This window comes from Paraburkholderia jirisanensis, assembly GCF_054782355.1.
In genome coordinates, this window is record NZ_BAAGSQ010000026.1 from 1,276,178 (window position 1) to 1,302,146 (window position 25,969).

At 58.5% G+C, this 25,969-nt stretch carries 19 protein-coding genes; 9 read left to right on the forward strand and 10 right to left on the reverse strand.

Annotated elements, in window-relative coordinates; all coding sequences use genetic code 11:
* Window positions 1–107 precede the first annotated feature (107 nt).
* From ACYVNQ_RS22075 to ACYVNQ_RS22095, 5 genes are all read left to right on the forward strand, one after another.
* Entirely contained in the window at window positions 108–806 is a 699-nt protein-coding gene (locus tag ACYVNQ_RS22075) for a CDP-alcohol phosphatidyltransferase family protein (protein WP_460904741.1), read from the forward strand.
* Window positions 803–1,621, forward strand: a complete 819-nt coding sequence (locus ACYVNQ_RS22080; RefSeq protein WP_460904743.1) for a HalD/BesD family halogenase — start codon at window positions 803–805, stop codon at window positions 1,619–1,621. Before ACYVNQ_RS22075 ends, ACYVNQ_RS22080 begins: the two co-directional genes overlap by 4 nt.
* Entirely contained in the window at window positions 1,618–2,625 is a 1,008-nt protein-coding gene (locus tag ACYVNQ_RS22085) for a flippase-like domain-containing protein (protein WP_460904745.1), read from the forward strand. Before ACYVNQ_RS22080 ends, ACYVNQ_RS22085 begins: the two co-directional genes overlap by 4 nt.
* Window positions 2,626–2,659: 34 nt before the next feature.
* Window positions 2,660–3,424 carry a phosphocholine cytidylyltransferase family protein gene (locus ACYVNQ_RS22090; protein ID WP_460904747.1) on the forward strand — a complete coding sequence of 255 codons (765 nt, stop codon included), beginning with the start codon at window positions 2,660–2,662 and terminating at the stop codon, window positions 3,422–3,424.
* 162 nt (window positions 3,425–3,586) lie between these two features.
* A complete protein-coding gene (locus ACYVNQ_RS22095) occupies window positions 3,587–4,990 on the forward strand; it encodes an MFS transporter (RefSeq protein ID WP_460904749.1) in 1,404 nt (467 codons plus the stop codon).
* Between the two features lie 373 nt (window positions 4,991–5,363).
* Here ACYVNQ_RS22095 and ACYVNQ_RS22100 read toward each other — a convergent pair whose 3' ends face one another.
* The 3 genes from ACYVNQ_RS22100 to ACYVNQ_RS22110 all read right to left on the reverse strand — a co-directional run bounded on the left by ACYVNQ_RS22100 (window position 5,364) and on the right by ACYVNQ_RS22110 (window position 11,748).
* Window positions 5,364–6,260: an RHS repeat-associated core domain-containing protein gene (locus ACYVNQ_RS22100; protein WP_460904751.1), complete on the reverse strand. Its 897-nt coding sequence runs from the start codon at window positions 6,258–6,260 to the stop codon at window positions 5,364–5,366.
* Window positions 6,261–6,357: 97 nt separating this feature from the next.
* A complete protein-coding gene (locus ACYVNQ_RS22105) occupies window positions 6,358–10,500 on the reverse strand; it encodes an RHS repeat domain-containing protein (protein WP_460904753.1) in 4,143 nt (1,380 codons plus the stop codon).
* A gap of 45 nt (window positions 10,501–10,545) precedes the next feature.
* Window positions 10,546–11,748 (reverse strand): hypothetical protein, encoded by a 1,203-nt coding sequence (locus ACYVNQ_RS22110; RefSeq protein ID WP_460904755.1) that lies wholly within the window; start codon window positions 11,746–11,748, stop codon window positions 10,546–10,548.
* A gap of 1,032 nt (window positions 11,749–12,780) precedes the next feature.
* On the opposite strand from ACYVNQ_RS22110, the gene ggt reads away from it, so the two are divergent.
* Both ggt and ppk2 read left to right on the forward strand, forming a co-directional pair.
* Window positions 12,781–14,511, forward strand: coding sequence for a gamma-glutamyltransferase (gene ggt / locus ACYVNQ_RS22115; protein WP_460904757.1), 1,731 nt, complete (start codon window positions 12,781–12,783; stop codon window positions 14,509–14,511).
* 178 nt (window positions 14,512–14,689) lie between these two features.
* Window positions 14,690–15,616 carry a polyphosphate kinase 2 gene (ppk2, locus tag ACYVNQ_RS22120; RefSeq protein WP_460904759.1) on the forward strand — a complete coding sequence of 309 codons (927 nt, stop codon included), beginning with the start codon at window positions 14,690–14,692 and terminating at the stop codon, window positions 15,614–15,616.
* Window positions 15,617–15,754: 138 nt separating this feature from the next.
* Here ppk2 and ACYVNQ_RS22125 read toward each other — a convergent pair whose 3' ends face one another.
* A complete protein-coding gene (locus tag ACYVNQ_RS22125; protein WP_460904761.1) occupies window positions 15,755–17,344 on the reverse strand; it encodes an inorganic phosphate transporter in 1,590 nt (529 codons plus the stop codon).
* Window positions 17,345–17,778: 434 nt separating this feature from the next.
* Here ACYVNQ_RS22125 and ACYVNQ_RS22130 point away from each other — a divergent pair, with 434 nt between their 5' ends.
* Window positions 17,779–18,870 (forward strand): diguanylate cyclase, encoded by a 1,092-nt coding sequence (locus ACYVNQ_RS22130; RefSeq protein WP_460904763.1) that lies wholly within the window; start codon window positions 17,779–17,781, stop codon window positions 18,868–18,870.
* Window positions 18,871–18,919: 49 nt separating this feature from the next.
* Here ACYVNQ_RS22130 and ACYVNQ_RS22135 read toward each other — a convergent pair whose 3' ends face one another.
* The gene (locus tag ACYVNQ_RS22135; RefSeq protein WP_460904765.1) at window positions 18,920–19,957 is read right to left on the reverse strand and encodes a VTT domain-containing protein; all 1,038 of its coding nucleotides are present in this window, start codon (window positions 19,955–19,957) and stop codon (window positions 18,920–18,922) included.
* Between the two features lie 153 nt (window positions 19,958–20,110).
* On the reverse strand, window positions 20,111–22,123 hold the full coding sequence (locus ACYVNQ_RS22140) for a bifunctional DedA family/phosphatase PAP2 family protein (RefSeq protein WP_460904767.1): 2,013 nt from the start codon (window positions 22,121–22,123) through the stop codon (window positions 20,111–20,113).
* Window positions 22,124–22,779: 656 nt separating this feature from the next.
* Here ACYVNQ_RS22140 and ACYVNQ_RS22145 point away from each other — a divergent pair.
* Complete coding sequence (locus ACYVNQ_RS22145) at window positions 22,780–23,601, forward strand: H-NS histone family protein (protein WP_460904769.1); 822 nt, start codon at window positions 22,780–22,782, stop codon at window positions 23,599–23,601.
* Window positions 23,602–23,632: 31 nt separating this feature from the next.
* Here ACYVNQ_RS22145 and ACYVNQ_RS22150 read toward each other — a convergent pair whose 3' ends face one another.
* From ACYVNQ_RS22150 to ACYVNQ_RS22165, 4 genes are all read right to left on the reverse strand, one after another.
* Entirely contained in the window at window positions 23,633–24,223 is a 591-nt protein-coding gene (locus ACYVNQ_RS22150) for an IMPACT family protein (protein ID WP_460904771.1), read from the reverse strand.
* A gap of 430 nt (window positions 24,224–24,653) precedes the next feature.
* Window positions 24,654–24,884 (reverse strand): hypothetical protein, encoded by a 231-nt coding sequence (locus tag ACYVNQ_RS22155; protein WP_460904773.1) that lies wholly within the window; start codon window positions 24,882–24,884, stop codon window positions 24,654–24,656.
* 169 nt (window positions 24,885–25,053) lie between these two features.
* Window positions 25,054–25,329: a hypothetical protein gene (locus ACYVNQ_RS22160; protein ID WP_460904775.1), complete on the reverse strand. Its 276-nt coding sequence runs from the start codon at window positions 25,327–25,329 to the stop codon at window positions 25,054–25,056.
* 132 nt (window positions 25,330–25,461) lie between these two features.
* Window positions 25,462–25,731, reverse strand: coding sequence for a hypothetical protein (locus ACYVNQ_RS22165; protein ID WP_460904777.1), 270 nt, complete (start codon window positions 25,729–25,731; stop codon window positions 25,462–25,464).
* Between the last annotated feature and the right edge of the window lie 238 nt (window positions 25,732–25,969).

Below are 25,969 nucleotides of genomic sequence, written 5' to 3' on the forward strand. Positions count from 1 at the left end.
GATTTGTCAATTTCTGCTGTCGGTGGTCAACCGCTCAAGCCCTGAAAACCAACAGATTTAGGGTGATTCCAGGCAGACACTTGCAATCCCGTATATATTTCCGGGTTATGACTTCGCAAGAACACCCTCTAAAAGAGCCGAAATCGATTCCACTACCCAGAATGTGGGATGCAAGGCTCGCGCGACGGCTCATCATGCCGCTCGTGAACACCCGCGTGAGCCCGAACCATCTCACCACGGTTCGCCTGCTGATCGGCCTCGCAGGCGGCATCTACCTTGCGCGCGGCGGCTATCTGTGGACCAACATCGGCGCGCTGCTGATCGTCCTGTCGAACTTCGTCGATCACACCGACGGTGAGCTCGCGCGAGTCAGCGGCAAGTCAAGCCGCATCGGTCATTTTTACGATCTCGCCAGCGATGCGCTCGTCACCGTGCTGCTGTTCGGCGGTCTCGGCTACGGCATCAAGGCGGCGAACGTGCAGGCGCTGCTCGGCGTCGCCGTGCCACCGTTCCTGTTAGGCTGCGTGGCGGGCGTTGCGGTGGCGCTGATATTCTTCCTGCGCATGCGCATCGAAGACATGGAAGGCAAGGCGGGTACCAAACAGGCTTCGATGGCCGGCTTCGAGACGGAAGACGTGTTGTACCTGTTGCCGCTCGTCACGCTGTTCGGCGGCGTCACGCCGTTTCTCGTGGCGGCGTCGATTGGAGCGCCGCTGTTTGCCGCGTGGGTCGTGATCGATTACTGGCGCGTGATGCGCCGCAGCCGTCCTGCCCAGGAAACCAGTCAAGCATGGGTTAGCCGATGAGTACGCAAGCCGAGCCCCAATACGCGCCCGCCTCGAACCCTGCCGATTTCGCTGCCGTCCCCACGACCGCCGCCTCGAACCCCAACGAAGCCATTGCGCGCCATGCGCGCGGCCTCGACGGTTCGCAATTGCGCAAGCAGTTCAGCGACCAGGGCTCGTTCCTGTATCTCGCCGACTTTCTCGAGCCCGACGCCACAGCGCAGTTGGTCTCCGCGGCGCGTGCGCTGACCAGCGAAATCAACCGCAACTATCTGCCGGGCCACAAGCAGGGTGGCAGCGTAAGCCGCCATACGATCGACCGGCTCGCGCCGTTCATCGCCGAACTGTACCGCTCGAAGAAGCTGATCGGCTGGCTCGAACAGCTGACCGGCGAAAAGCTGCAGGTGTCGCCCGCCGACGACCCGCATGCTTACGCGCTGTACTACTACTCGCGCCCGGGCGACCACATCGGCTGGCACTACGACACGTCGTATTACGATGGCCGCCGCTATACGTTGTTGCTCGGCGTGATCGACGAATCGTCGTGCCGCCTCGATTACGAACTGCACACGCGCAACCCGGAGGTCGCCGACGTGCCGGGTTCGGTGCAGATTCCGCCGGGCGGCCTGGTGTTTTTCGATGGCGACACGCTGCGCCACCGCATCTCGCCGGCCGGTGAAAACGAATTCCGCGTGTCGCTGACTTTCGAATACGTGACAAACCCGAACATGCGGCCGTGGCGCCGCGTGATTTCGAACTTCAAAGATGCGATCGCGTACTTCGGCTTCCGTCAGGTGTTCAAGCAGTTCATGAAAGGCGGCGGAGGGCGCGCGTGAGCCGGGCAGCCTTGATCCTGCTGACCATCGGCGGCGGGTTGTTCGTCGCGCTGCTCGCATGGCAGGGCTTCGGCCCGGTCGCGTCGACGCTGATGGCGGCAGGTTGGGGCGTGGCGCTGGTCGCCGTGCTGCACCTCGTGCCGCTCGCCCTCGATGCCGGCGCAATTTCCGTACTGTTCGACCGTCGGCGCGATCCGCTCACCGAGCGCGACGCGGTGTACGCGCGCTGGATCGGCGAATCGGTGAACAGCCTGTTGCCGGCCGGCCAGATTGGCGGCCCGGTGATGATGGTGCGCCAGCTCGCGCAACGCGGCATGTCGATGCGCGATTCGGCGGCGGCGATCACCGTCAGCACGACGATGCAGGCGGTCGCGCAGATCGTGTTCGCGATGCTCGGCTTGCTGCTGTTCGGGGCATCCGCGGCGCACGGCGCATTGCATAACCTGCAGACGGCGGCGATCATCGCGACTGCGGTGCTGGCGGCGATGATCGTCGGTTTTTATATCGCGCAGCGGCGCGGCCTGTTCGGGCGGTCGCTGCGTGTCGTGTCGAAGCTGTTCGGCAAGCGCGACTGGTCGTCGTTGACCACCCGCGCCGACGCCGTCGATGCCGCGGTGCACGCGATGTACGAAAACCGCGCGCGCGTCGCCGCGAGCTTCGCGCTGAGCCTCGCGGGCTGGATCGTCGGTACCGCAGAAGTGTGGCTCGCGCTGCGCTTTCTCGGCCATCCGGTCGACTGGGTCGATGCGCTGCTGCTCGAAAGCATCGGCCAGGCGATCCGTGGCGCTGCGTTCGCGATTCCGGGCTCGCTCGGCGTGCAGGAAGGCGGTTATCTGCTGCTTGCACCGCTGGTTGGCTTGCCGCCGGAAGCGGCACTTGCGCTGTCGCTGGTGAAGCGCGCGCGCGAACTGCTGCTCGGCGTGCCGGGCCTTCTGTACATGCATTTCAGCGAAAGAAGCTGGCAACGCCGGCGCGCCACTACGCGCCTGCCCGCCACCGATTGATCCGATTCACCCCCAGTCACAGAAAGGACCGCGAATGCGCGCCATTATTCTTGCCGCGGGTCTCGGCCTGCGCCTTCAGCAGCCGGCCGGCGAACAGTTTCCGAAATGCCTGCTGCGCTTTGACGGCATGACGCTGCTCGAGCGTCATCTGCAGATGCTCGACGCGGCAGGCGTCACCGAAGTCGTATTGGCGCTTGGTTTCCAGCCGGAAACGGTCGAAGCGGAACTGCAGCGGATCAACTGGCCGCACAAGGTCGAGATCATGCTGAATCCGCGCTTCGACCTCGGCAGCGTGCTGACCGTGCACACGGTGGCCGATGCGCTGACGCGCGGCGGCGACGTGCTGCTGATGGACGCCGACGTGCTGTACGACGAACGGATTCTGGCGCCGCTGGTAGCAGGCGAATCGGCGAACCGGCTGTTGATCGACCGCGATTTCGAAACCGGCGACGAACCCGTCAAGCTGTGCCTGAAGGACGGCGTGCCAGTGGAACTGCGCAAGCAGGTGGCGGCGAATTTGCAGTACGACACGATCGGCGAATCGGTCGGCTTTTTCCGTTTGAAGGAAGAGGCGGCGCAGCGCTTTGCCGAGATCGTCGCGGGCTATATCGACAGCAACCGCGCGAATCTGCCGCACGAAGAAGCGGTGCGCGACCTGCTGCTCGAGCAAAGCCATCAGTTCGAAACGGCCGACGTGACCGGCGCGCCGTGGATCGAAATCGACTTCCCGAACGATGTCGAGCGCGCCAGCGCCGAGATTCTGCCGGTGCTGCAGCCGCTGGTCGGGGCAGGGCGTTAAGTCTCGCTGAAACAGTCCTAAGGTCGTGCGGATTGGCATGGCGTGCTCAATGCACGACTGGCGCCATCCGCACGACCTGCTTTCGCATAATTTCAACTGTCATCGCCGCGATGCGATAATTGCGGTTTTGCGTCGGCGTTTTTGCGCCGCGATCTCGTTGTCATGCCCCTTGCGTTAGGCGCCTTTATCGTTCCGTTGATCGTCGCGTGCGCGATGTTCATGGAGAACGTCGACTCCACCGTTATCGTCACGTCGCTGCCCGTCATCGCACGCGACTTCGGCACCGACCCCATCACACTGAAACTGGCCGTCACGAGTTATGTGATCGGCCTCGGCGTGTTCATTCCGATCTGCGGCTGGGTGGCTGACCGTTTTGGTTCGCGCACGGTGTTCCGCACGGCGATCGGCGTGTTCGTCGCGGGCTCGTTGATGTGTGCCGCGTCCACATCGCTGCCGCTGCTGGTTGCGGCGCGCTTCGTGCAAGGTGTCGGCGGTGCGCTGATGGTGCCGGTGGGGCGCATCATCATCTTCCGGGTGATGCCGAAGTCGGAGTTCATCCGCGCAGTCAACTATCTGACGATCCCTGCGTTGCTAGGGCCGGTGGTCGGGCCGCCGCTTGGTGGCTTCATCACGACGTATCTGCACTGGCGGTTGATTTTCTTTATCAATGTGCCGATCGGCATTCTCGGCATCTGGCTGACGAACCGGCATATCGAGAACCTGCGTGAGGCGCACCCGGGGCGGCTTGACTGGTTCGGTTTCCTGCTGTCTGCAAGCGGTGCGGCGCTGTTTATGCTGGGGCTTTCGTTAGTAGGCGGCGAGTTCGTGTCCGATTTTACGTCGCTCGCAATGTGTGCGATCGGTGTGGCGTTGCTGCTGCTTTACTGGTTTTATTCGAGCCGCGTCGAATTTCCGGTGCTCGATTTAAAGCTGCTGCGTATTCCAAGTTTTCACGCGAGCGTAGTGGGCGGTTCGCTGTTTCGCATCGGTCTTGGCGCAGTGCCGTTCCTGTTGCCGCTTGCGTTGCAGGAAGGGCTTGGCATGACTGCGTTTCAGTCGGGCTCGATTACCTGTGCATCGGCGTTCGGTGCAATCTTCATGAAAACCATCGCGTCGCCGGTGCTCGCGCGTTTTGGTTTTCGCACCGTGCTGATGGTCAACGCGGGTTTGGCCGGTGTCGCGATTGCCGTGTATGGATTGTTCTTTCCAGGCACGCCGCATTGGTTGATCTGGTGCGTCGTGCTGGTGGGCGGCATTTTTCCGTCGCTGCAGTTTACGTCGCTGAATTCGCTTGCTTACGCGGACATCGAGAGCCGCGACGTCGGTCGTGCGACCGGCGTTTCTAGCGTGATCCAGCAGCTTTCGCTGGGCCTCGGCGTGACGATCGCGGGCATCGTGCTGCAGATTTCGCATGCTGTGCAGGGGCACAAGGCGATCGTGTTCGCGGACTTCTGGCCGGCGTTCCTCGCGGTCGGACTGTTCTCGTTCGCGTCGATTCCGGTAACGGCTAAATTGCCGCAGGGCGCGGGCGATGAGTTGGCGCGGGGGAAGCGCGGCAGTGCGTGAAAATGCGCGATGCCTGATCTAGACTATGGCCGTCTGTGGGCGACATCGACCACGGCGACGGCACAAGTCGAAGTCGCATCACGCCCGATGATGATGCGCTCGATCTGTAGATCCTGCGATCGCGAAGGCACGGTCGATCCGCTGCTCATGGGCGTGGCGCTTCATGGGTTTCGACCAGCGGATTCATTGCGCCATACGAGCGCGACATAAGTGTGCGCGAATCCGGAACTCTTGGTGGAGATGCGGGCCAACGAACTATCTAACTGGCCAGAACTCAACGGAGCGGCGCCGGTTCGGTCGCAAGATGGCGGCGTTCGCATTCGCTGGCCTGCGTATCAGTCCCCACGCGCGATCGCCAAAGATCACCAGAATTTTAAAGATGAGTGAATTCAAGTAACTCTTCAATTGCCCCTTCTTCAGTCGATGACATCGACGAAGAACGGCGCACATGGCTGAGCGCCTGGACAACTTCATTGTCCGCGTCGAACTCTGAAGTACGGCTACTGGGCATCACATCGTAGCGAACTCTGTTGCTGTCCAGTGGGCGCTGTGCTCTTCCCTTAATTTTCATCCTTGGCGTCTTATTCTCCATTCCTTCAGGCACACCGTACAGTTGTGTGGTTTGCTCTGAAAGACCTTCCATGGAAAGATTCGTGGATCCTTCCATGCGCTCAAGCCATCGATTGCCGTATTCGACGCCAAGGTCGTGAACCGTGTGTTTAATATAACGTCCAGCTCCACGGGGCCTGGACAACCTTTCAACTTTTGTGATTTTAGCGCTTCCGGCATGACCAAATGCCTCCTGTATGGTGCGAATTCCTCGTGGCGCCCCTTCCTGAATTGCGAGACCAGCAACACTATCCGCTGCGCTGAGTAAGGGCGAATCCATAGCACTAGTGACCGCTTGGTCCACGACGTTGGTCACTACTCTTCCAATTGTGTCTGCTCCTTGGCTCACCTCGCGCGCCATTGCTTCCGTCCCGCGGCGGCGAACGACCCGCTCTATTACAAACTCTTCGGTTATCTTGCGGATTGCTTTAATTATGGGAAGATGTCCTGAAGGGTCACTTGCGTTAATCGGATCGCCTGCGCAATATCCATAGCCATGCGCGGTCCCATCGCCAAAAGGACTGAGACTATCCCACGCACTGAAGCGGCGGATGATAGGGTTGAAGCTCCGGTAGCCATTGCCAAGTAGATATGTTCCAGTCAATGCTGAGCGGCGTTGGCAAATATATCCCAGCGAGACTGTATCCAAATCGCTTTTCATCGTTAAATCCTCCAGCCCGATTGTGAAACTGGCGTACTGCACGGCGTAAGCGTGGATGCGCATCGTACGGCAGGCGATGCGCTCCTGGGCCTATTTTTCACTTGCAATAGCCATATGGATCGTATGCACGGTATGACACCTCGCCCTCGTCGGTAATCTGCACGATCGACCCCTGTTGATCTGCGCCTAGCAACTGGACAGTCTTAGTTCCGGCATCGGCCAGTACTCGCGCCGATCCTTTGAGATAGGTGGCAATCGTTGTTCCCCGCAGTTCGGAGACCAGTTGCCCCGACTGATAGTACAACGTCGTAGCATCCGTATCTGACACTGCTTTCTCCGCCAGCAACGTACCGGTCGCGTCATACCAATAGTTGCCGAGCAAGGTCTGCGACGAATCGCTCAACTCTACAAGCTGGTTTTGACTGTTGACGGTTAAAAATCGTCCTTGTTCGTCTTTGGTCAGATTTCCATTTTTGTCATACTCTAGTGTGGCATTCCATTCGGCTATTTTGTCGTTGGTAATGCCGGTCAATTGAGTTCGATCGGTGCCCGCATATTGATAGGTCGCTCGATTCTCGATACTTGCGCCAGTGGCATCCAGCACGCTGGACGTCACAGCCACTATGTTTCCGATGAAATCAAATTCGAATTGCTGATCTAACAGTCTGTACCCGCCTGGTGATTCGGGATATTCTGTCCCACTACACTGATATTCTTGCAACTGCCCGATCGATGTATATGAATAGTTTTCTGTTCGAATGACGTTCGCGTCGCGCTCCAACACCTTTCCCACAACCGCGTCGGCCACGTTATACGTAAGCGTCTGCTTTTGCGTGTTCAAGGTCTGTCCTTTGCCCGTATTGTCCGATGGCGACGTTACTGTCAGCGTCCTGGTCTCCTCGCGGCCTTGCACGTCGTACGTAAGCGTTGTGCTCAGCGTGTATCCCTCGATATCCTGCGTGACGGCATTGCTCAATCTTCCGCCGCCGTCATAGACGTATTGAGAAACAGCACCTGCGTCCAGGTTGCTGGTTGTCACTTGACCGAACGAATTGTATGTATGACTGTGTTTTTGTCCCTGAACATCCGTGTAGTCGACGAGTCGACCGCCAAGTGAATAAGTGTAGAAATCGTTTCGAGTCGCGGACTTTCCATCCACGACGTAGGTGAGTATCCTCCCTTTCGTTCGGCCGGACAGGAAATAATCATAGCTCCACGAAGACTTGTCGCCATTCGCCGCTGCTGCCTGAACTGCGCTCTTCTGTAGTGCAGTCGCGGGAACGTAATCGTAAGTTTGCGTCGGCTCATCGCTGGCACTCGACTCGATGCTGAGCAAGGCGTAGCTGATTTCCGGTTGGTACGTATAAGTCAGCTTAACGCCCGTCGGCAATGTAATCGCACCGGGAGTAGGCGCAGCGTCGTTTGCGTCGTACTCGTAAACGGTCGTTCGTCCCCCTATTATCGATTGTGTCAGCCGGCCCAAACCATCAAACGTTCGTGTACCGAAGTCATATTGGTCAGCGTTCTCTGCGTCCGATGCTGAGAGCTTGGTTGCTAACTGGTCTTTGCTGAAATTTGCATACGCAAATTGTGTCTGACTGCCATCTGCGCGTGTTACGAGCGATGGACGATCGAAGCAGTCGTAGACGGTAACCGTAACGCCACCAAGCACATCAGTATGTTTGATTTCGCGTCCCGAACCGTCGTACACGTAACTCTCGACAGAATACGTGTTGCCCTCGCTGCTTAGACGTGTGATCGTCAGGGGATTGCCAAACAGGTCTTTTACCGTTTTCTCAGTTTGTTCCTTTGTTCCATCGACGACTAGCCAACTGGTGGTTGTCTGCGTCAGCGGGTCCTCCTGAGAAATTTCCTGATGCCCATCAGCGTGTGTGGTTTTGTACTGGTTGCCCCAGTCGTCGTATTCATATGTCGTCCTGGTTGCAATTGCACCCGCCCAACTACTGTGGTAGTCGGTCAGTGTTTTCGACAAGGTTTGTCCAATCGGGTTATATTCGGTCCGGCTCATTTCGTAGTAAGCCGATGCATTGTCGCTGACCACCATGTCGGCATCCTGAGTCTCCTCGAATAGCACGTTTTTCGAGCCGTCATAATACGTTCGTGTGCCGACGCCATAGGCATCAATCGTGGTCTTGCAGGCATAAGGTTTATCTGAATTTAAATCGACGGCATCGTAAATGTACGTCTGACCCGACTTAAAATCAGGAGAGCCCATGCAAGCCACCTTGCTCGTCAATCGCCCAAGTCCGTCATAGGTGAAATCGATGGTCAATTCGGACCCTGCTCCAGATTTAGACGACGTCGTCGTATCGGCTATCTGGATGATCTTTCCGGTGAGGCAGCTTCGGCTAAAGGACATCTGTTGAGTCACGCCGTCATAGCCTGTCGTTGTGACCAATACCTGCCGCTGCGGGATTGATGTCGTTGCGTCGACGGGCAAGTAAGTGAATTCGTGCTGTGTGGTGCAGGCGACGGTGGACCCGCTTTCAAGATGGTAGACATCGTCGGCGACTTTCCAAAGGCGGCCATGGGACAGGAGGTCGGCAGTATCGCTAATATGGGTGTAATGCTGAGTAGAAATAGCAGTTGCGGTTGGATTTTCACCTGCCGCCACTTCCTGTAGAGATTTTTGTGTCTGGACGATGAATTGTTGTGCGCCATCTTCAGGGGCACCGGCATACACGGGCAATAGCTCGTAGCTGTAGAGCGTTTCGCGTGTCGGCGCGACCGGCAAGGATTCGTCGGTAGGCTTCGCCGGGGTGACTGTCTTGCTCTTGAGGTGTGCCTCAAATCCATTCGGGTCTGGCGGACAATTGGTCTCATTACTATCAGCAGGGTAGTAGGTGAAATCCGTGACCACTCCTGTGCTCGCAATGATCCGTTCGATGTTGCCCGCGTCGGACCAACTGAACGCGTGGGACTCTGCATATGGAGACGACGCGCCGTCAGCTGTATTTGTCCATGTTTGTGTGAGCTTCGTGGGCAATTTGTACGTCGGCACCTGGCCATCAACGGCCTTGGTATCGTCTACGTTATATTCGCAGGTCTTCGTAACTATGCAGCCGCTGCTACCGTAGCTAACGGCCTGTTCGGTAATTGAGTGGAATTTGTTATAGGTTGTCGTCGTTTTTTTGACTTCGCCGTTCGAGCCCAGACTCTCTGTGTAGTTGGTTGTGTAGGAAAACGCATCGGCGTAATTGAGCAAGCTGTCGCGATTCGAGTCCGTCGTCCCGATGACGGGATACCCCAAATAATTCGCCTCGCTATCGTCAAAGAGGTAGGTTGCCAGATAGTCGCTATCCGGAGATTTTGGGTCGGTTATTCGACGGTAGGTGGAAACTGTCGCCTGCCTTAGCACACCGCCTGGTTGAGTTATCCCGATTCCGTAATCGACAAACTCTTGCAATCCTTGATTGTCTGTTACGCTTGCGATCGTCAGTTGATTGTTGACTGCCGGGAACGTGTAGCTGAATTCAGCTTGATAGTTTTCCGGTCCAGTGCAGAGTACCAACTGTCCTCCCTGGAGCTGAAGGGAGAATGAGCTCTCTTCCGCAGCTCCCGGGTAAAGCGTGATCGTTGAAAGAGTTGAATCGAGTGCAGTTTCGAATAACATGGTTTCCGTGTCATCCGACACCGAAACTAGTTGACTTGTCGAGCCATCCCAGTGGTAGGACAGATAAAGCGACCGCCCGGTTTTATCGGTAATTTGAGTAAGATAGGCTGCGCCTGTATTATCCATCGGAATAGTTTCGTATAACTCTCGCGCACCGGATTTATGAACAATGCTAAAAGTCAGGTCAGGTGTTGACGTGCAATTTACGACCATGTCTTTCAGCAAATAGCCTTCGAGTTTCAGCTCTCCCGTAGTTGGCTCTGTATAATACGTTCCACCGGAGAGTAAGGTCAGATGACCTTTTACAAGCGGTAGGGCCGTCGCGTCGGGAGTATATGCACACAACGATAGCGTCCAGCCGAGCCCGAAACTGCCCCATGTCGATGTTGAGCTTGGAGTCTGTGGGTCGAAACCTAGTTTCACGGAGAATTCAGGGCCACTATGATAATTGCCAGAAATCTTTCCAAGCGTCAGAGTTTTGGAAAAAAGACCGGTGCGAGCATCTGGTGTGCCTGAAAGATACCCATCTTCATTGCGAGCTGCTGAATATTGCGCCATAATTCCACCATTCCAGGAAAAATAGTCTTGCCAATCGATTAATTTCATGTCCAAGGCGAATAATGATTGTGGCTTTTCGAAATTGGCATAAAATCACGTTGGTTGAACAGAGGAAACGCTATCAATTTCCGGGCACTGCCATTTTTGGGTGACAAGCTGTAATCCGAATTCGACATTTGTTCCAAAATTATCCTGTGCATTTGCGTAAAAATGATATTTTGGTTCATTCGGATAGGAGTTCACCTGAATTTTAACGTTGCCATTTTCTGTGCATTCAATGTATTTATATAAGCACCCGCCTATGAGTACTCCCGGCAATTCATCATCCCACTTGTAGTTGTGAGGCATTCCTGTGTTGTACATGCAGTTCGAACATTCATAAAATACCGTGCCGGATTGATTGGAGTAGTTGTAGTAGTAGAGGTCTCGTGACTTAAAGGTTCTGGAAGTCGCAAGCTCCTTCGCAAGTGTTTCGTTCTTTTGAATCAGGAATATCGTATTGTTATTATTCCAGTTGGAATCGTTTCCAGAGTAAACTATTGCAAAAAGCTGGCCGTCGTATCCGCAGTCAAACGGGAGATAGGAGTACGGTTCGTCATAATAATTTGTACGTGGACGAAAATCTGTCCATTTTCTCAAAATAAAGGTTGGGCCGGTCGACGTTGGATCGCTTTTGTAGCAAATCTGCTTCAACATCATGCTGTTATCGTCGTCTTGTGGAATGTTCCGAAATTCAAAATCGTCGACATAAAAAATCCAAGGTTTACACGTCACGCTGCAAGGAAACTGCTGTTTTAGTGTACTGTAATATTTGTTGTATGTTTCCACATTCGTGGGGTCGTCGTTACATTGTGTCAAATAGCAATAGATATTTCTTCCATCCGACGCGTTGTAGTTTGGAAGTACATAATATGGAATACTGCCTTGAAGGTTATCGGATGTCGGAGTTGTTGATGGTTCAATTGTTACGGCGGTTGAGTAGTCGTGATCGAAACCGTTGTCTGTTGTTGATACCGTCCAGCCCAATTCATCCAAAGAGCCTCCTGCTGTATTCGCACTATCTATATATCCCCATGTAAGATTTTGTTGGGTCTGAAGGTAGCTTTCTATATCAGATGTATTCAGCGTACTGTCTTTATCGTTATAAACCCAACCTAACCAGATTTTAGCGGTCATTACGCCATTGCTGTAAACGCAAGCTGGGTTACCCGCTTGAAGAGATGATTCCGTTGAAAGTATACTCAACTCGATCAGTGTTGGATCAACGGAATCTGCTGCGCTGCGCTTGGAAAGCATGGTGAATCTCCTGAGTGTTTGCTATCCGTTTTACATTTTACATCTGCCATTTAGGCATAACTTACGCGGGCGTCACTTACTAAACTTGGGCGGCCGATAGATCAACAGGACGTTATAGATCCTCGTGGATTGTCACTTTGAATTGGTGTATGTCTATTGGTAGCTTATAGATGGAATTATTTCAAGGTGAGTGAAAGGGATAAGTGAAGGGGTATGTTTGTATGAGTTCGGCGACATCATGAAATGTTTGTTTTCAATGAAACTATGTTTGATGTTTGTGGACATAATTTTCTATAGATGAGGTGGTGTGATTTATGTTTTTATGTGAATTCCATGCGAGCAGTAATGGTTCTATTGCAAAAGGCTTTGCGTGAAGTATGACCGCTTTCTTTTTCGGAAAATCGGTCCAGGTATTCTGATTTCGGCGCTCGAAGGAGTGTTCTTTGCGTAACACACGAAACTCGTGAACTATTTATCAATGTAGCTCTGAACAAAGCAGAAAGCTCTATACCACGGAGCTTTTGGGCAGGAATGGTGTTGTCGGAATTGCAGCAAGTTGGCATATCGCTGCGCGAAGCCTGCAATTTCTGAAGAGGTTCCGATGGGGTCCGAAGAAGCACGTGTCGGAACAGGATCTGCTGCGCCATCCGCCGGGCGAACCGGTCAGCCTGAGTATCCGTTGGTGCATTGGGATCGGCGGGGGTGTCGATAAGGGAAGGCTTCGTGTTGGCCGCAGGCGCCCTGCGACACGGCTGCGACTGATTGCCGGCTCGCTGTTCCCTCAACATACATTCGATCTGTCCGACGTAGACGTCGCGGTGTGGCAATGGATCGAAAACCCGTATTGGCTGGTTTCTAGGAGTCGTGCGTTTTAGCAGGGCCACGGCTGACAAAGCCACGGCGTAAGCATTGATGAGCGCAGCTGCGCTAGCACCTAACCCTTCCCGCGGGCTTCGCAACAGCGCATTGACATGTTATAAGCCCATGACAGACTTTCCGTGAACCACGTAAACCTGTCATGGGGGACAGCCAATGAAGGCAAACAATAGAACGAAGCTCTCCATCACGGCTCTGGCGCTCGCTGGGCTCGTGTCGTTTTCGAGTGGTTTTCTCGAGCCCACTCCCGCTTATGCGAAAGGGCCCGCAAAACAGCAAGCGGTACTCGATGCATCCGCAATCGCCGTAGCCGACAAGTTCAGCGCCGACGCCGCTGAACAGATCTTCAAGCAAGGCGGCAATGCAGTCGATGCCGCGGTCGCCATAGCCTTCACCCTCGCGGTTACCTATCCCGAAGCCGGTAATATCGGCGGCGGCGGCTTTATGACGCTGTACGTGAACGGCAAGCCGTACTTCATCGACTATCGCGAGCGCGCGCCGCTCGCGGCGACCCGCACGATGTACCTCGACGAGCAGGGCAACGTGATCAAGGGCAAGAGCCTGATCGGATATTACGCAGTCGGTGTGCCGGGCACAGTAGCGGGCATGTGGGAAGCGCAGCGGCGCTTCGGCAAGCTTTCGTGGAAGCAGGTGCTGCAACCGGCAATCAAATATGCGCGCGATGGCTTCGTGGTCGACGAACTGCTGCAGCAGCGCCGCGATAACGCAGCCAAAGAATTCTCCGGCAAGACCAATTTCGACACCTACTTCGGCAGCATGAAAGAAGGCGAGACCTTCAAGCAGCCGGATCTCGCCGCCGTGCTCACGCGCATTGCAAACAACGGTGCAAAAGAGTTCTACAACGGCAAGACCGCCGACCTGATCGCCACATCGATGCACGGGCATGGGCTGATCACCAAACGCGATCTGCAGGAGTACAAGGCGGTGTGGCGCCAGCCGGTCGAAGCGAACTGGAACGGCTACCACGTGATCACCGCGCCGCCGCCGAGCTCGGGCGGTGTAGGCCTTGTGCAGCTGTTGAAAATGAAAGCGGACCTGAAGTCCAACTTCAACAATGTCGAACTGAATTCGCCGCAATACATCCATCTGATCTCGGAGATCGAAAAGCGCGTATTCGCGGACCGTGCGCAATATCTCGGCGACCCGGATTTCTACAAGGTGCCGGTCGCACAGCTGATCGACGATCCCTACCTCGCCAAGCGCGCGGCCGAGGTCAATCCGGATACACCTTCTGAAACAAAGAGCGTCCAGCCGGGCCTCGGCACATCGATGCCGGAGAAAGCGGAAACCACGCATTTCTCGGTGGTCGACAGGTGGGGCAACGCGGTATCGAACACGTACACGATCAACGGCTATTTCGGCTCGGGTGTGGTCGCGCAAGGCACCGGCATCGTGCTGAACGACGAAATGGACGACTTCGCGGCGAAGCCTGGCGTGCCGAACATGTTCGGCGTGGTCGGCAGCGACGCGAACGCGATCGAGCCGAAAAAGCGCCCGCTTTCGTCGATGACGCCCACCATCATGACGAAGGACGGCAAGGTGTCGCTGGTGATCGGCACGCCCGGCGGCTCGCGCATCTTCACGTCGATCTTCCAGGTGATCAACAACGTGTACGACTTCAACATGCCGCTGAAGGACGCCGTGGCCGCGATGCGCTTTCATCACCAGTTGCTGCCGCCGAACACGATCTTCTACGAGCCCTACCTGCCGATCAACGGGGAGCTCGCGAAACAATTGGAAGCAAAGGGCTACACGTTGCAGGCGCAGAACTTCAACGGCGATATTCAGGCGATCAAGATCAATGGCGACACGCCTGAGCCGATGTCGGATCCGCGCGGCCGCGGCGTGACGCGGGTGATCCAGTAAGGCGTGCGCGGGCCGCCTCGCGTGGTCCGCGCATTGCCCTTTGGTAAACTCGGGAAAGCCAATGGCCGCGATGTCGTCCTGTTGAAAGCCCGGTAACACGACTGACACTTCGCGCTTCGATAATCGATCATTCGGCGTCGCCGTTTCGGTATGCGGCGCCTAACCGTGGAGAATCGCGATGAACGAGTTTGACCGTGAGACCGACGCAGCGTCGCTCGCCGCGAGGCAGCAGCGTTTCGAGGAAGACCTCATCGACGCGTACGACGAGGAACTGGAGATGGAGGTCGACGACCGCCTGCTCGACGGTTCGGGTACGTTGTCGCAGGAACAGCGCGATTCGCGCAAGACCTATTTCCGTGAGCTGTTCCGGATGCAGGGCGAACTCGTCAAGCTGCAGGACTGGATCGTGCAGACCGGCCACCGCGTCGTGGTGATTTTCGAGGGCCGCGATGCAGCAGGCAAGGGTGGTGCGATCAAGCGCATTACACAACGCCTGAACCCGCGCGTGTGCCGCGTTGCCGCACTACCGGCGCCGAACAACCGCGAGCGCACGCAATGGTATTTCCAGCGTTACGTGAGCCATCTGCCGGCCGGCGGCGAAATGGTGCTGTTCGATCGCAGCTGGTACAACCGTGCCGGCGTCGAACGCGTGATGGGCTTTTGCAACGACGACGAATACGAAGAGTTTTTCCGCTCGGTGCCTGAGTTCGAAAAGATGCTGGTGCGCAGCGGCATCCAGATTCTCAAGTACTGGTTCTCGATCACCGACGAGGAGCAGGAAATCCGCTTCCAGGCGCGTATTCAGGACCCGCTCAAGCAGTGGAAGCTGAGCCCGATGGACCTCGAGAGCCGGCGCCGCTGGGAAGCGTATACGCAGGCCAAGGAGGTGATGCTGCAGCGCTCGCACATCGAGGAAGCGCCGTGGTGGGTGGTGCAGGCGGTCGACAAGAAGCGCGCGCGGCTGAACTGCATTCATCACCTGCTGAGCCAGGTGCCATACAACGAAGTGGAGCACCCGGTGATCACGCTGCCTGAGCGTGTGCATCATCCGGACTATAACCGCCAGCCGGTGCCCGAACAGATGATCGTGCCGGACCTGTATTGATGGCGTTGTGTTGACGCATTAAGCGCAATATCGCGGGACAAGTAAAAACGCGGCGGAGATTGAATCTCCGCCGCGTTTTTTGTTACCTGCAGCTTAGCGGCCGATAAGCCGGTGGTTTATCGGCCGCGATCAACGCAATCAGCTCACGGTACGGAACAGCCAGTACAGGCCCGCTGCCAGCGCAATCGAAGCCGGCAGCGTCAGTACCCATGCAAGCAGCAGGCTGCGCACCGTGTTCCATTGCAGGCCCGAGCCGTTCGCGGCCATCGTGCCTGCCACGCCGGAAGACAGCACATGCGTGGTCGAAACCGGCAGGCCGTATGCATCCGCGGCGCCGATCGTCAGCATCGCGACCAGTTCCGCCGACGCGCCCTGGCCGTAGGTCAGATGCTGCTTGCCGATCTTCTCGCCGACCGTCACGACGATACGCTTCCAGCCGACCATCGTGCCGAGGCCGAGGGCAATCGCCACGGCCACCTTCACCCACGTCGGGATGAATTTGGTTGCGTTGTCCATCTGTTTCTTGAAGTTGTCGATCGCCTTTTTATCGTCGACGGAGAAGGCCGGGTTGTTGGCTTTTTCCATCAGCCGGATCGCTTCCGACGCGATGTACATGTCGTTACGCACGTTGTTGATCTTGTCCTGCGGCACATTGCCCATCGAACCCGACGAACCGACCTGTGCGCCGATGCGTTGCGTCAGCTGCTCCAGCGCCGGCAGCGTGGTGGCCTGCAACTGGCGAGTCTGCACGTAGCGCTCGACATCGCTGCGCGGTGCCACCGACGGCGGCGCACCAGCCGGCACGTACTTGGCGATGATGGTGGAGGCCTGCTGCGAAACGGCGAGGAAGGTCTGCGTTTCAGCAGGCGTGACGGCCTTGTTCAGCGCATAGGCGGTCGGCACCGTGCCGATCAGGATCAGCATGATCAGGCCCATGCCTTTCTGACCATCGTTCGAGCCGTGCGCAAACGACACGCCGGTACAGGTGAGGATCAACAGGCCGCGAATCCAGAACGGCGGCGGTTCGTTGCCCTTCGGTTCCGCGTACAGCGCAGGTACGCGCACGAGGGACTTCAGCACGAGCAACAGCAGCCCTGACAGCAGAAAGCCGACCAGCGGCGAAAACAGCAGTGACTTGCCGACGCCGAGCGCCTGGTTCCAGTCGACGCCGCTGGTGCCCGACGGACCCTGCATCAGCTGGTTCATCAGGCCCACGCCGATGATCGAGCCGACCAGCGTATGCGAGCTCGACGACGGCAAACCGAAGTACCAGGTGCCGAGGTTCCACACAATCGCGGCGATCAGCAGCGCGAACACCATCGCGAAGCCCGAACTGCTGCCGACCTGCAGGATCAGCTCGACCGGCAGCAACTGCAGGATGCCGAACGCGACTGCGCCGGTCGAAGTCAGCACGCCCAGGAAATTCCACATGCCCGACCACATGACCGCGATGTTCGGCGACAACGAATGCGTATAGATAACAGTGGCCACTGCATTCGCCGTATCGTGAAAGCCGTTGACGAATTCGAAACCGAGTGCGATCAGCAAGGCAATACCGAGCAGCAGATACGGCCACAACGACGATTCACGCACCGGCTGCAGATCGCCGATCAGGTGAGTCGCGCAATAGGCGGCGCCGCCGAGAATCACCAGCAGGAACACAACTAGGCCGGCGCTGCGGCTTTTCCCGGTTGCTGAACCCGCTTGGGGGAATGAAAGTTCGGGCATGGCGGTGGCTCCGAAGAAAGATGGTCGCAAGGAACCATTGATCCTGCGGGCCAAGTATGTCGTGACTATGACAATCGCATGACGGATATGCCCCTGAAAATGCAGACAAATCACCGTGAGTGATAGCTGAAAATGAGGCGCGGCCGATGCCGCATATCAAGGCGAGGGGATGACGGGTGGGCGCCCCGGTTTGCACTGCGTTTGCACCCGGTTTGCACCGCATTTAGCCGGGTTAGCCCCGATTGCTCGGGTAAATATACGCATCGGTAACAGGCACCCCGATCAAAATCAGCCGCTGATTAAGAACTGCTTAAATAAGCTGGTAGAATTTTTACCCCTATAGGGCGGTTCGATCGAACGCTAAACACGCCAGACACACGGCGCTGCACCCACCGTTGCTTTTCGAATTTCGCAGTTAATTGCGCAGGTGCCAGATGGTGTCAGAAACAAAACAGACGGCGGGCCGGGGCAAGCGCTTCGTCGAGCGCATCTACCGGATGCGCATGGCCGGTTCCGCACTCGGATTCCTGTGCGTCGCATCGGTATTCGCCGAGCAGCAGCGTGGCATCCTGCTGTGGAGCCTGCTGGGTTTTCACGGCTTCTTGTGGCCGCATGTCGCGCGCCGCGCCGCGCTGGCTTGCCACGTGCCGTATCGCGGCGAGCGTCGCAACCTGATGGTCGATTCGGTATTCGGCGCGTTCTGGGTGGCCGCGATGCGCTTTAACGTGCTGCCCGGCGTGCTGGTGTTCGCGATGCTCGGCATGGACAACATTGCGGCGGGCGGCATGCGCCTGTTCGTACGCGGCCTGGGCGCGCATGGGGTTGGGCTCGCGCTCGGCGTGTTGTTATGCGGCTTTGCATTCAGCCCGATGTCGAGCATGACGACCATCCTCGCGTGCCTGCCGTTTCTGCTTGTGTATCCGCTTGCGCTCGGCTGGTCGACTTACCGGATTTCGCACAAGCTGGCCGCGCGTACGGCCGAACTCGAACAGCTCAGCCGTACCGATGGGCTGACGGGACTATGGAACCGGCGCCATTGGGAAGGGCGGCTTGCCGAAGAGTTCGAGCGTTGCCGCGCCAACCGCTACGCGTCGTGTCTGCTGCTGATCGACCTCGATCACTTCAAGCGCATCAACGACACACGCGGTCACCCGGCCGGCGATGCGGTGCTGGTGGCGTTCGCCGGGATGCTGCGCCGGCATTTTCGCGCGGGCGACAGCATTGGCCGTTATGGCGGCGAGGAATTCGGCGTGGTGCTGCCCGGCGCGACGCTGCGCGAAACCGAAGCGATCGCGCGCGATTTGCTGGTGCAGGTGCGCGCGCAGGCAAAAGATGCAGGCGCATCGTGCCCGTGCACCATCAGCGCGGGCATCGCGCAACTGATGCCTGACATGCCTGACTATCATCGCTGGCTGATCGAAGCAGACCGCAGCCTGTATCAGGCGAAGGCGCAGGGACGCGACCGGATTGTCGTAGCGGGGGCCGGTATCGAGCTGCCGGAGGCCGCCGATAGCGCGAAAATCTGAAGCGCGGTGCGGTGCGGGCGCGGGCAGCAGCGATCCGCGTGCCCGGCGTTCAGGCGGCTTGCCGCGGTGCGATGCCGCGCAGCGTGATGTTGTCGCAGCGCTCGCCGTCGCGTGCTGCGTCGAGCGGGCCGCCGCCGGACGGCGTGCGTTGCGACGGCAGCGGTTCGACCGCATAGCCGCGCCGTTCCCACGCATCGAGACCCCCTCTAAGCGCGCGCACGCGCTTGAAGCCTTTATCGCGCATCTGCTGCGACAGCGTGCGCGCAGTCGCACTATCGGGGCATACGCAGTAAACAACGGTGTTGTGCGTGACGAGCGACACGTCCACTTCGTCCAGCGAATTGCGCTCGATATGCAGCACGCGTGGCAGATGGAATGGCTTGTTGTGCCGCTCCTGCGCCGCGCGCGCATCGAGAATCATCGGCGGCATCGCGGGGCGCAGCATCGCATCGATGCGCTCGGGGGTGACACGCACGAGCTTCAACGGCGGCTGCGCACGCCAGCGCAGCACGAGGCGATAGACCAGATACGCGACGGCGATCACGAACAGCACGTCGAGAATCGTGGCGCCGTGCGCGCGCACCATTTCGACGAACATTCGAAGATGCCGCTCGAATACCGCGCCGCCGAGCAGCCAGAAGGTAGCCCACGCGGTCACGCCGAGCGTGTCCCAGGCGAAGAAGACCAGCGGGCTCACGCGTGTCGTACCCATGAGCGGCGGCGTGATGATCGCGAGACCCGGCACGAATTTGGATACCGCCACGATGGCCGGCCCGAAGCGCACGAACAGTGCCCGCGCCTTTCTGACTCGTTTTTCGACGGTTACCGACAGCCGTGCGAGCGCATGAATCAGCCGGCGGCCGAGGATGCGCCCGGCCGTGAACCACACGCCGTCGCCGGTCAGCGCGCCGAGCACCGCTGCCGCCAGCACGTGTCCGAACGTCAGGCGGTGGTCGACGATCGCGACGCCGGCAAACAGCAGCAGCGGCACGGCCGGAATCGGCACGCCGAGGCGCGAGATCAGCACGTTGAGAAATACCAGCGCGCTACCCCACGTTGCAATTGCGGCAGCCGGAAGTTCGATCACGCGAAGGGCTCCTTGCCATTCGCCGCGGACTTGCGGTGCGCCGCGGCGGTCGATCGGGATGCGGGCATTGTTGCATGGAAAGCGCGGCCGCCGCAGCGTGGTGGCAATAAACGAAGTGGCAGGCGAGCCCGATGAGCGAAGCCCGCCGGCCACTCAATGCGACAGCGTTGCGATCAGCGTAACCGGTATGCCCTTGCAGCCGACACTACTGGAAAGTTCGAATGCCTGCCAGTCAGCCTTGCCTTGAGCGGAGATCATTGGGTCGAACTGACGGTCGGTGCGCAGCACATTGAATGGCCAGGACGGACGCAGCAGCCGTTCGTGCACCATCGAGCCGAGCCAGATCGGCGTGGCCGGTGCCCCTGCCTTGTGCCGGACCACGTAGCCGGACGGCCAGAAGCGCAGCACGTCGCGTTCGTCGGCGCGTTCGCGCTGACGTGCAAACACCAGCGGCGAAGGCTCGCCGTCGTTGAGCTTCGGTAGCACCGGCAGGTCCATCGCGGGCACATCCGGCGAAATCAGCGAAAACAGGCTGCGCGCCGAAAAACGCGTGCCGGTAATCCAGCCGCGATTTTCCAGTTGCGCAGCGATATCGGACGCGCTGGCGTTCCATTGCACGGTAATCGGTTCGCGCCGATCGCCTGTCAAATCGGAGCGATAGCACGGAAAGGTCTTCCATAGCGAATCCGTCCACTGCGCTTCGCTAATGACGATAGGTGCACGACTCGTCTGCTCGGGCATCGAAATCGAAGACGGATGCGCGTGATACTGCAGCGCGGCGCTCACCGCGAGCACGCATAGTGCGACCATCGGCATGAACGGACGCGCCGCCGGCGCTTCCGGATGCCGCCACACGGCGATCAGCGCCACCAGTGCGACCAATACCGCGGCGAACGCGGCGCCGCCGAGTGCATCCGAGAACGAGAAGCGGCCCGAATAAAGTCCGGCGAACGCAGCGGCAAGCAGGATCGCGGTGCAGAACGTCGTCACGACGATACCGACGAACACGCCGGCTCGCCTTACGAGGATGAAGCCGAGAAAGCCATAGACGATCACGCTCGCCGCAACGTGATTGCTGGGAAAGGCGAAGTCGCCGCCACTTGCGCTCCACGGCGGCACGCGCTGCACGATCGACTGGATCGCGAGAATCAGCAGCTGCGAGAAGGCCACGGCGATCAGCCAGTAGGCGACGGTGCGCCAGCGGCGCTCGTACGTCATCCACAACACACCGGTTGCGCTTAGCGCGATCAGCGTGGGTACTGACGCGAGCGCAGCGATGCACGACAGCGCATCGGCAATCCATGGCGAGCGGATCGACTCCATGAAACGGTAGACCGACTGATCCACCTGCACCAATGGATTGCCTTGCACGACGTCCTGCAGTACCCCGAAGAAGATGCCGGCGCACAGCAGCACCGCGATCGACATCGCGATCACCAGGCCGACGCTCTGTCGGCTCGGATCGACGAGGTCCCGCACAAAGCGGCCGATGGCGCCGTCACGCTGCTGTGCCCAGGCGGAGATATGGTGTTGCGACGCGACGGCCCAGTTGCGCGCGTGCGCCACGATGAAACGGGTGACCACATAGATGGCCCAGATCGCGCCGACCACGATGGCAAGTGCCGCGACGAGCCTGAACGACACCGCACCGGCCAGCTGGATCGATGCGCCGAACACGACGCCGGGCAGAATGTGCGCGGGCGCCCATAGCACGGCGGACAGCACGTTCATTGCATAGAAGCGGCCCGGCGGCATCTCGAGCATGCCGGCGACGACCGGCACGATGGCGCGCAACGGCGCGGCAAAACGGGCGAACACGACACTCTTCAGACCGTGTTTTCTGAAGTACTGTTCGCCGCTTTCCAGCAGCTTCGGGTGAGTGCGAAACGGCCATATCCCTGCGATCTTCGTGCGATACCGGTAACCGAACCAGTAGCTCATGCCGTCGCCGGCCACTGCGCCCACGATCGCGCAGACCAGCAGCCAGCCCAGGTTCAGCGTGCCGGTGCCGACCAGCGCGCCGGCCACGAACATTGCGGTACTGCCCGGCACGAAGACGCCGACGATCGCTACAGATTCCAGAAATGCTGCCAGAAAGACGACGGCATACGTCCATCCAGCGTGCCCCGCAAGCAGGTGCAGCAACTGGACGTACGCGTGCTCCATGTGAGATCTCCCGATGGTCAGGTGAATATGGTTTGTTGCGCAGGCATGTGCGCGGCGCGATGCAGCGCGACAGCCTATGGCGAAAGCTAACAGTCTAAGGGCAATGGACGCTTGCGCGCACAACAGCATGAAGGCGGTATGCGTCGGTGCGGGCCATGCATATGGGGGTGGTTAGGAGGGGCATGCAGGGCAAGCGCGGCTCTTTATTCGCAGTGCAGCGTTCGTATGCGCGGTCTTTCATTCGCCATGCAATGCGTGAAGCTGAAGTTTTCTTGCGCTTTGCGAAGAGCAAGGACGGTGCGGTTTGCATGGCGCGGTCTTACGCCGCAATGATCAAAATCTGGCAGGCTCGCTAAAAGGCTGAACTAAATGCCGCATACGCTTGCCCAAGCGATGAACAGTTGCAACTATTGCCGCTGTTTCTGTTAAAGATCGCTAACGGATCGGCGTGCTGCCACGTGTAAAGCCGGCGCATGTAAAACCGTAATAAGCCGTGTTGCTGACGCTTTTGCATAAACCGATTGCTGTCGAACGGCTTTTCACCCGCTTAGCGGATCGAAATACTGTTGTTATTACCTTACTTTGCGTTCAAAACATCGCACTTCGAGCTTTATCCATGGCATAGTCCGCTTGTGTCATTAACTCGGGAGATCAGTATGGCCAAATTGGAGCAGATCCAGGCTCGCATTAAGAAACTGCAAGAGCAAGCCGAAGCGCTCGTCACCAGGCGTGCGCAAGGTGCGCTCGATCAGATCCGGGAATTGATGCTCAAGCATGGTCTAACCACGCATGACATCGAAACACGAGCCAAGGCAAGACGCGATCGGGCACAAGCTAAACGGCTCGGTCTCGACGGCAAGGCAACCAGTGCTAGCGCCAGTAAAGGCAAGTTGCCGCCGAAGTACCGCGACCCGAAAACGGGCGCAACCTGGAGCGGTCATGCACGGCCGCCGGCATGGATCAAGGACGTGAAAGATAGAAGCAAGTTCTTGATCGATGGCGGCAGCGCAGCGGGCGGCGCGCAGGCAGCGGCAAGTGCGAAGACGGCTGGCAGGAAGACTGCGGCGAAGAAAGCCGCGGCTAAAAAGGCTACCGCAAAGGGCGCTGCTGCACGCAAGACCGGCGCGGCAAAGAGCGCTGTCAAGACTGCGGCAAAGAGCGCTGTCAAGACTGCGGCAAAGAAGGCGGGTGTGAAGGGCGCGGCTGCGAAGAAGACGGCTGCCAGGAAAACCGCAGCGAAGAAGACCGCAGCGAAGCGGGCAGCACCTGGCGCGGCAAAGAAAGCGGTAGCAAAGAAGGGTGCCGCAAAGAAAACCGCCGTCAAAAAGGCTGCAGCCAAAAAGACAGCTGCGCATGGCTCGAGCGGCGTCGTCAAGCATGTGGTCGTCAAGCATGCGGGTCCCACGAGAAAGGCTTCGCCTTCGTCGTCGCATGTGGCCGGCCCGGATCGGGTCAATGGTGCAATCACGCTAAGCTGAAGCAGGCCGACCTGAGCAGGTCACGGCCTGCTCAGGTATCGGGAAACCCGGCGCGGCCTTGCGTGATGTCGCGCAGCGCGGCGCGCGCGCTATCCAGTGCGCTAGCCGGCAGGCGTACCACCAGCTGCACATTCATCGCATAAGCGCTTTTCTCTAGCGCATAGTGCTGCTGCTCCAGCCAGCGGCGCACGCGCGCTTCATCCGGATAGCCGATTTCCACCACCAGTTGCGCGAACGCGATGCGTTCTACCCGCGGCGCGTCTTGCAACGCACTTGCGATCGCATCCGTGTACGCGCGCACCAGCCCTCCGGCGCCAAGTTTGACACCACCGTAATAACGCACCACGGCGGCTAGCACACCGTCCAGGTCGTGGTGTCTGAGCACTTCCAGAATCGGCCGGCCCGCGGTGCCCGATGGTTCGCCGTCATCCGACATGCCCGACTGGCCGCCCGCTAGCAACGCCCAGCATATATGGGTTGCCGTTGGATGGACGGTGCGCAGACGGCGCAGTTCAGTCATAGCGGCATCGCGGTCCGTAACCGGAATCGCGTAGGCGATAAAACGGCTTTTGCGGATTTCGAGTTCCGCTTCGAGTACGGCTGGCAGCGTATAGGTTGGCAAGGCGGTTAATCGGTAGCGGAGCGCGCCGGGCGGTGCGCCGATTCGTCATGTTAACGGATACGCGTGATTAGCTCGCCACCCGCCGATATTCGTTGGCAGAACGCAAACCGCACAATGTATATCGCAAGGGCGGCGACGGCATTCTGCGCGATCCGGTAAGGGTGTCTTGTCAAATTGTGCAATGACGAAGCGCGGCTCTCATCGCATAATCGCAGGCATGACGGATCTAGCTTCTGGCTGGGGCGATGCCGGACTCCTCAATCCGGCGATCCGTCACCTTCTTTTGTGAGCAGTCGAGTGTGCTTCATGGCCTCTCCACCCGCACGCGGGTAGAGAGGCTTTTTTACGGCTGGCGTATTCGTACGTTTGGCTTGATGCGGGATTTGACGCGCGGCCGTTACGACTTTTCTCAATCGTCGACGCAGATTAACTACTTGCGCAACAGGCTTTGCCGCGGAAAACGCGAGTCGGCTACCGGCTGCGCGGATGGAAATCCAGGCGGATAGTCGACGACTCGCGCGACGGTTTGCGCCGCCGCCGGCTGGGTCTGCGCCGTTACCGCGAAGCGGGCGCCGCTGCGCGCACCGCCGACGATCGCGGTCATTGCTTCGCGATCGAGTTCGACGCTGGCGGAAAGATCTTTGATGACGAGCTTGGCCATGGCTGTTCCATAAGCGGGTGAACGTGCGCTGCAGCGCATCGCATGAAATGCCGCATTGGCGCGGCACAGCAGGATCAACCAGTATAGGAAATCGCGCGCGCTTCCGGTATCCGGCAGCGCGCGCTAGCGCACAGTATGGAGGTCCGCGGACCTCCACTTCGGCGTACGCTCAGACCACCGCATTGGTGCTAGCCCACAGTTTGGGGCTGATGTTCAGGTTCGGCGGCACAAAGCCGGCCCCGATCACACCGATGTTGTTCAAGGCTTCGACGTTGACGAACTGCATCTGCGTGATGTTCTGGCTCACGCCGACGTTGACGTTAGCGACCGGGCCGAGGCCAGCCAGCCATGAATTGCCGGGTGCTGCGCCGCCCGATACGGCGGACATCGCGCGGCGCTCGAGCAGCCGGGTGCCGGACAGGTCGCGAATGATGATGGACGACATGATGTTCTCCAAGGAATCGTGAAGTTCGAGAGACGGTGACGCGTGGTGACGAGACAGCGCGAGCGGCTTTTGCCTTGCGCCGGGAGCACGTTGCGCGTGCTCCCGGCCCCCGTTGCAAGCCGCGTGATCTTTTTAGTAGACGTTGACGTTGTTGGTGCCCGTCATCGTCGGCGTGATCTTCAGGTTCATGTTCTGCGCGAAGGCGTTGTTGTTGTTCGCGACAGCACTGATGTCGCCGGTCTGATTTACAAGCTGCTGTGCGTCGACCGTCTTGCTGTTATCGAACTTGAACGAGAGGCTCGGGAATGCCGGGTAGGCAATGTAGCCACCGCGTACGGCTTGCATGGCCTTGCTGTCGAGTTGTTCGGTCACGGCGAGGTCTTTGATGGTCAGCGCTTTCATGGAAGTTCTCCTAAAGAGGATCAGATGGACTTGCGGTTGGTTGAGCATCTTGTCTGCTCGAGTGTCACTAACGCATAGGCTGTGCCATGCGCTGGCTGAAATGGGCACAAAACGCCTGCGCCTTTGCAGGGCAAGGCTCTGCGGGTTTGGCCAGGCAAGCGACGCGGCTTCGAACGCAAGCATGGCGCGCCGCGGATGACGGTTCGAGGCCAACTGCACGCCCAATGCTGTTGGCCGC

Bases quoted from the DNA above. Each gene is read 5' to 3' on its own strand.
- ACYVNQ_RS22125 (WP_460904761.1), bottom strand. From the start codon at position 17,344: ATGCCCGAACTTTCATTCCCCCAAGCGGGTTCAGCAACCGGGAAAAGC.
- ACYVNQ_RS22090 (WP_460904747.1), top strand. From the start codon at position 2,660: ATGCGCGCCATTATTCTTGCCGCGGGTCTCGGCCTGCGCCTTCAGCAG.
- ACYVNQ_RS22095 (WP_460904749.1), top strand. From the start codon at position 3,587: ATGCCCCTTGCGTTAGGCGCCTTTATCGTTCCGTTGATCGTCGCGTGC.
- ACYVNQ_RS22080 (WP_460904743.1), top strand. From the start codon at position 803: ATGAGTACGCAAGCCGAGCCCCAATACGCGCCCGCCTCGAACCCTGCC.
- ACYVNQ_RS22155 (WP_460904773.1), bottom strand. From the start codon at position 24,884: ATGGCCAAGCTCGTCATCAAAGATCTTTCCGCCAGCGTCGAACTCGAT.
- ggt (WP_460904757.1), top strand. From the start codon at position 12,781: ATGAAGGCAAACAATAGAACGAAGCTCTCCATCACGGCTCTGGCGCTC.
- ACYVNQ_RS22130 (WP_460904763.1), top strand. From the start codon at position 17,779: ATGGTGTCAGAAACAAAACAGACGGCGGGCCGGGGCAAGCGCTTCGTC.
- ACYVNQ_RS22110 (WP_460904755.1), bottom strand. From the start codon at position 11,748: ATGCTTTCCAAGCGCAGCGCAGCAGATTCCGTTGATCCAACACTGATC.
- ACYVNQ_RS22100 (WP_460904751.1), bottom strand. From the start codon at position 6,260: ATGAAAAGCGATTTGGATACAGTCTCGCTGGGATATATTTGCCAACGC.
- ppk2 (WP_460904759.1), top strand. From the start codon at position 14,690: ATGAACGAGTTTGACCGTGAGACCGACGCAGCGTCGCTCGCCGCGAGG.
- ACYVNQ_RS22160 (WP_460904775.1), bottom strand. From the start codon at position 25,329: ATGTCGTCCATCATCATTCGCGACCTGTCCGGCACCCGGCTGCTCGAG.
- ACYVNQ_RS22165 (WP_460904777.1), bottom strand. From the start codon at position 25,731: ATGAAAGCGCTGACCATCAAAGACCTCGCCGTGACCGAACAACTCGAC.
- ACYVNQ_RS22105 (WP_460904753.1), bottom strand. From the start codon at position 10,500: ATGAAATTAATCGATTGGCAAGACTATTTTTCCTGGAATGGTGGAATT.
- ACYVNQ_RS22075 (WP_460904741.1), top strand. From the start codon at position 108: ATGACTTCGCAAGAACACCCTCTAAAAGAGCCGAAATCGATTCCACTA.
- ACYVNQ_RS22140 (WP_460904767.1), bottom strand. From the start codon at position 22,123: ATGGAGCACGCGTACGTCCAGTTGCTGCACCTGCTTGCGGGGCACGCT.
- ACYVNQ_RS22145 (WP_460904769.1), top strand. From the start codon at position 22,780: ATGGCCAAATTGGAGCAGATCCAGGCTCGCATTAAGAAACTGCAAGAG.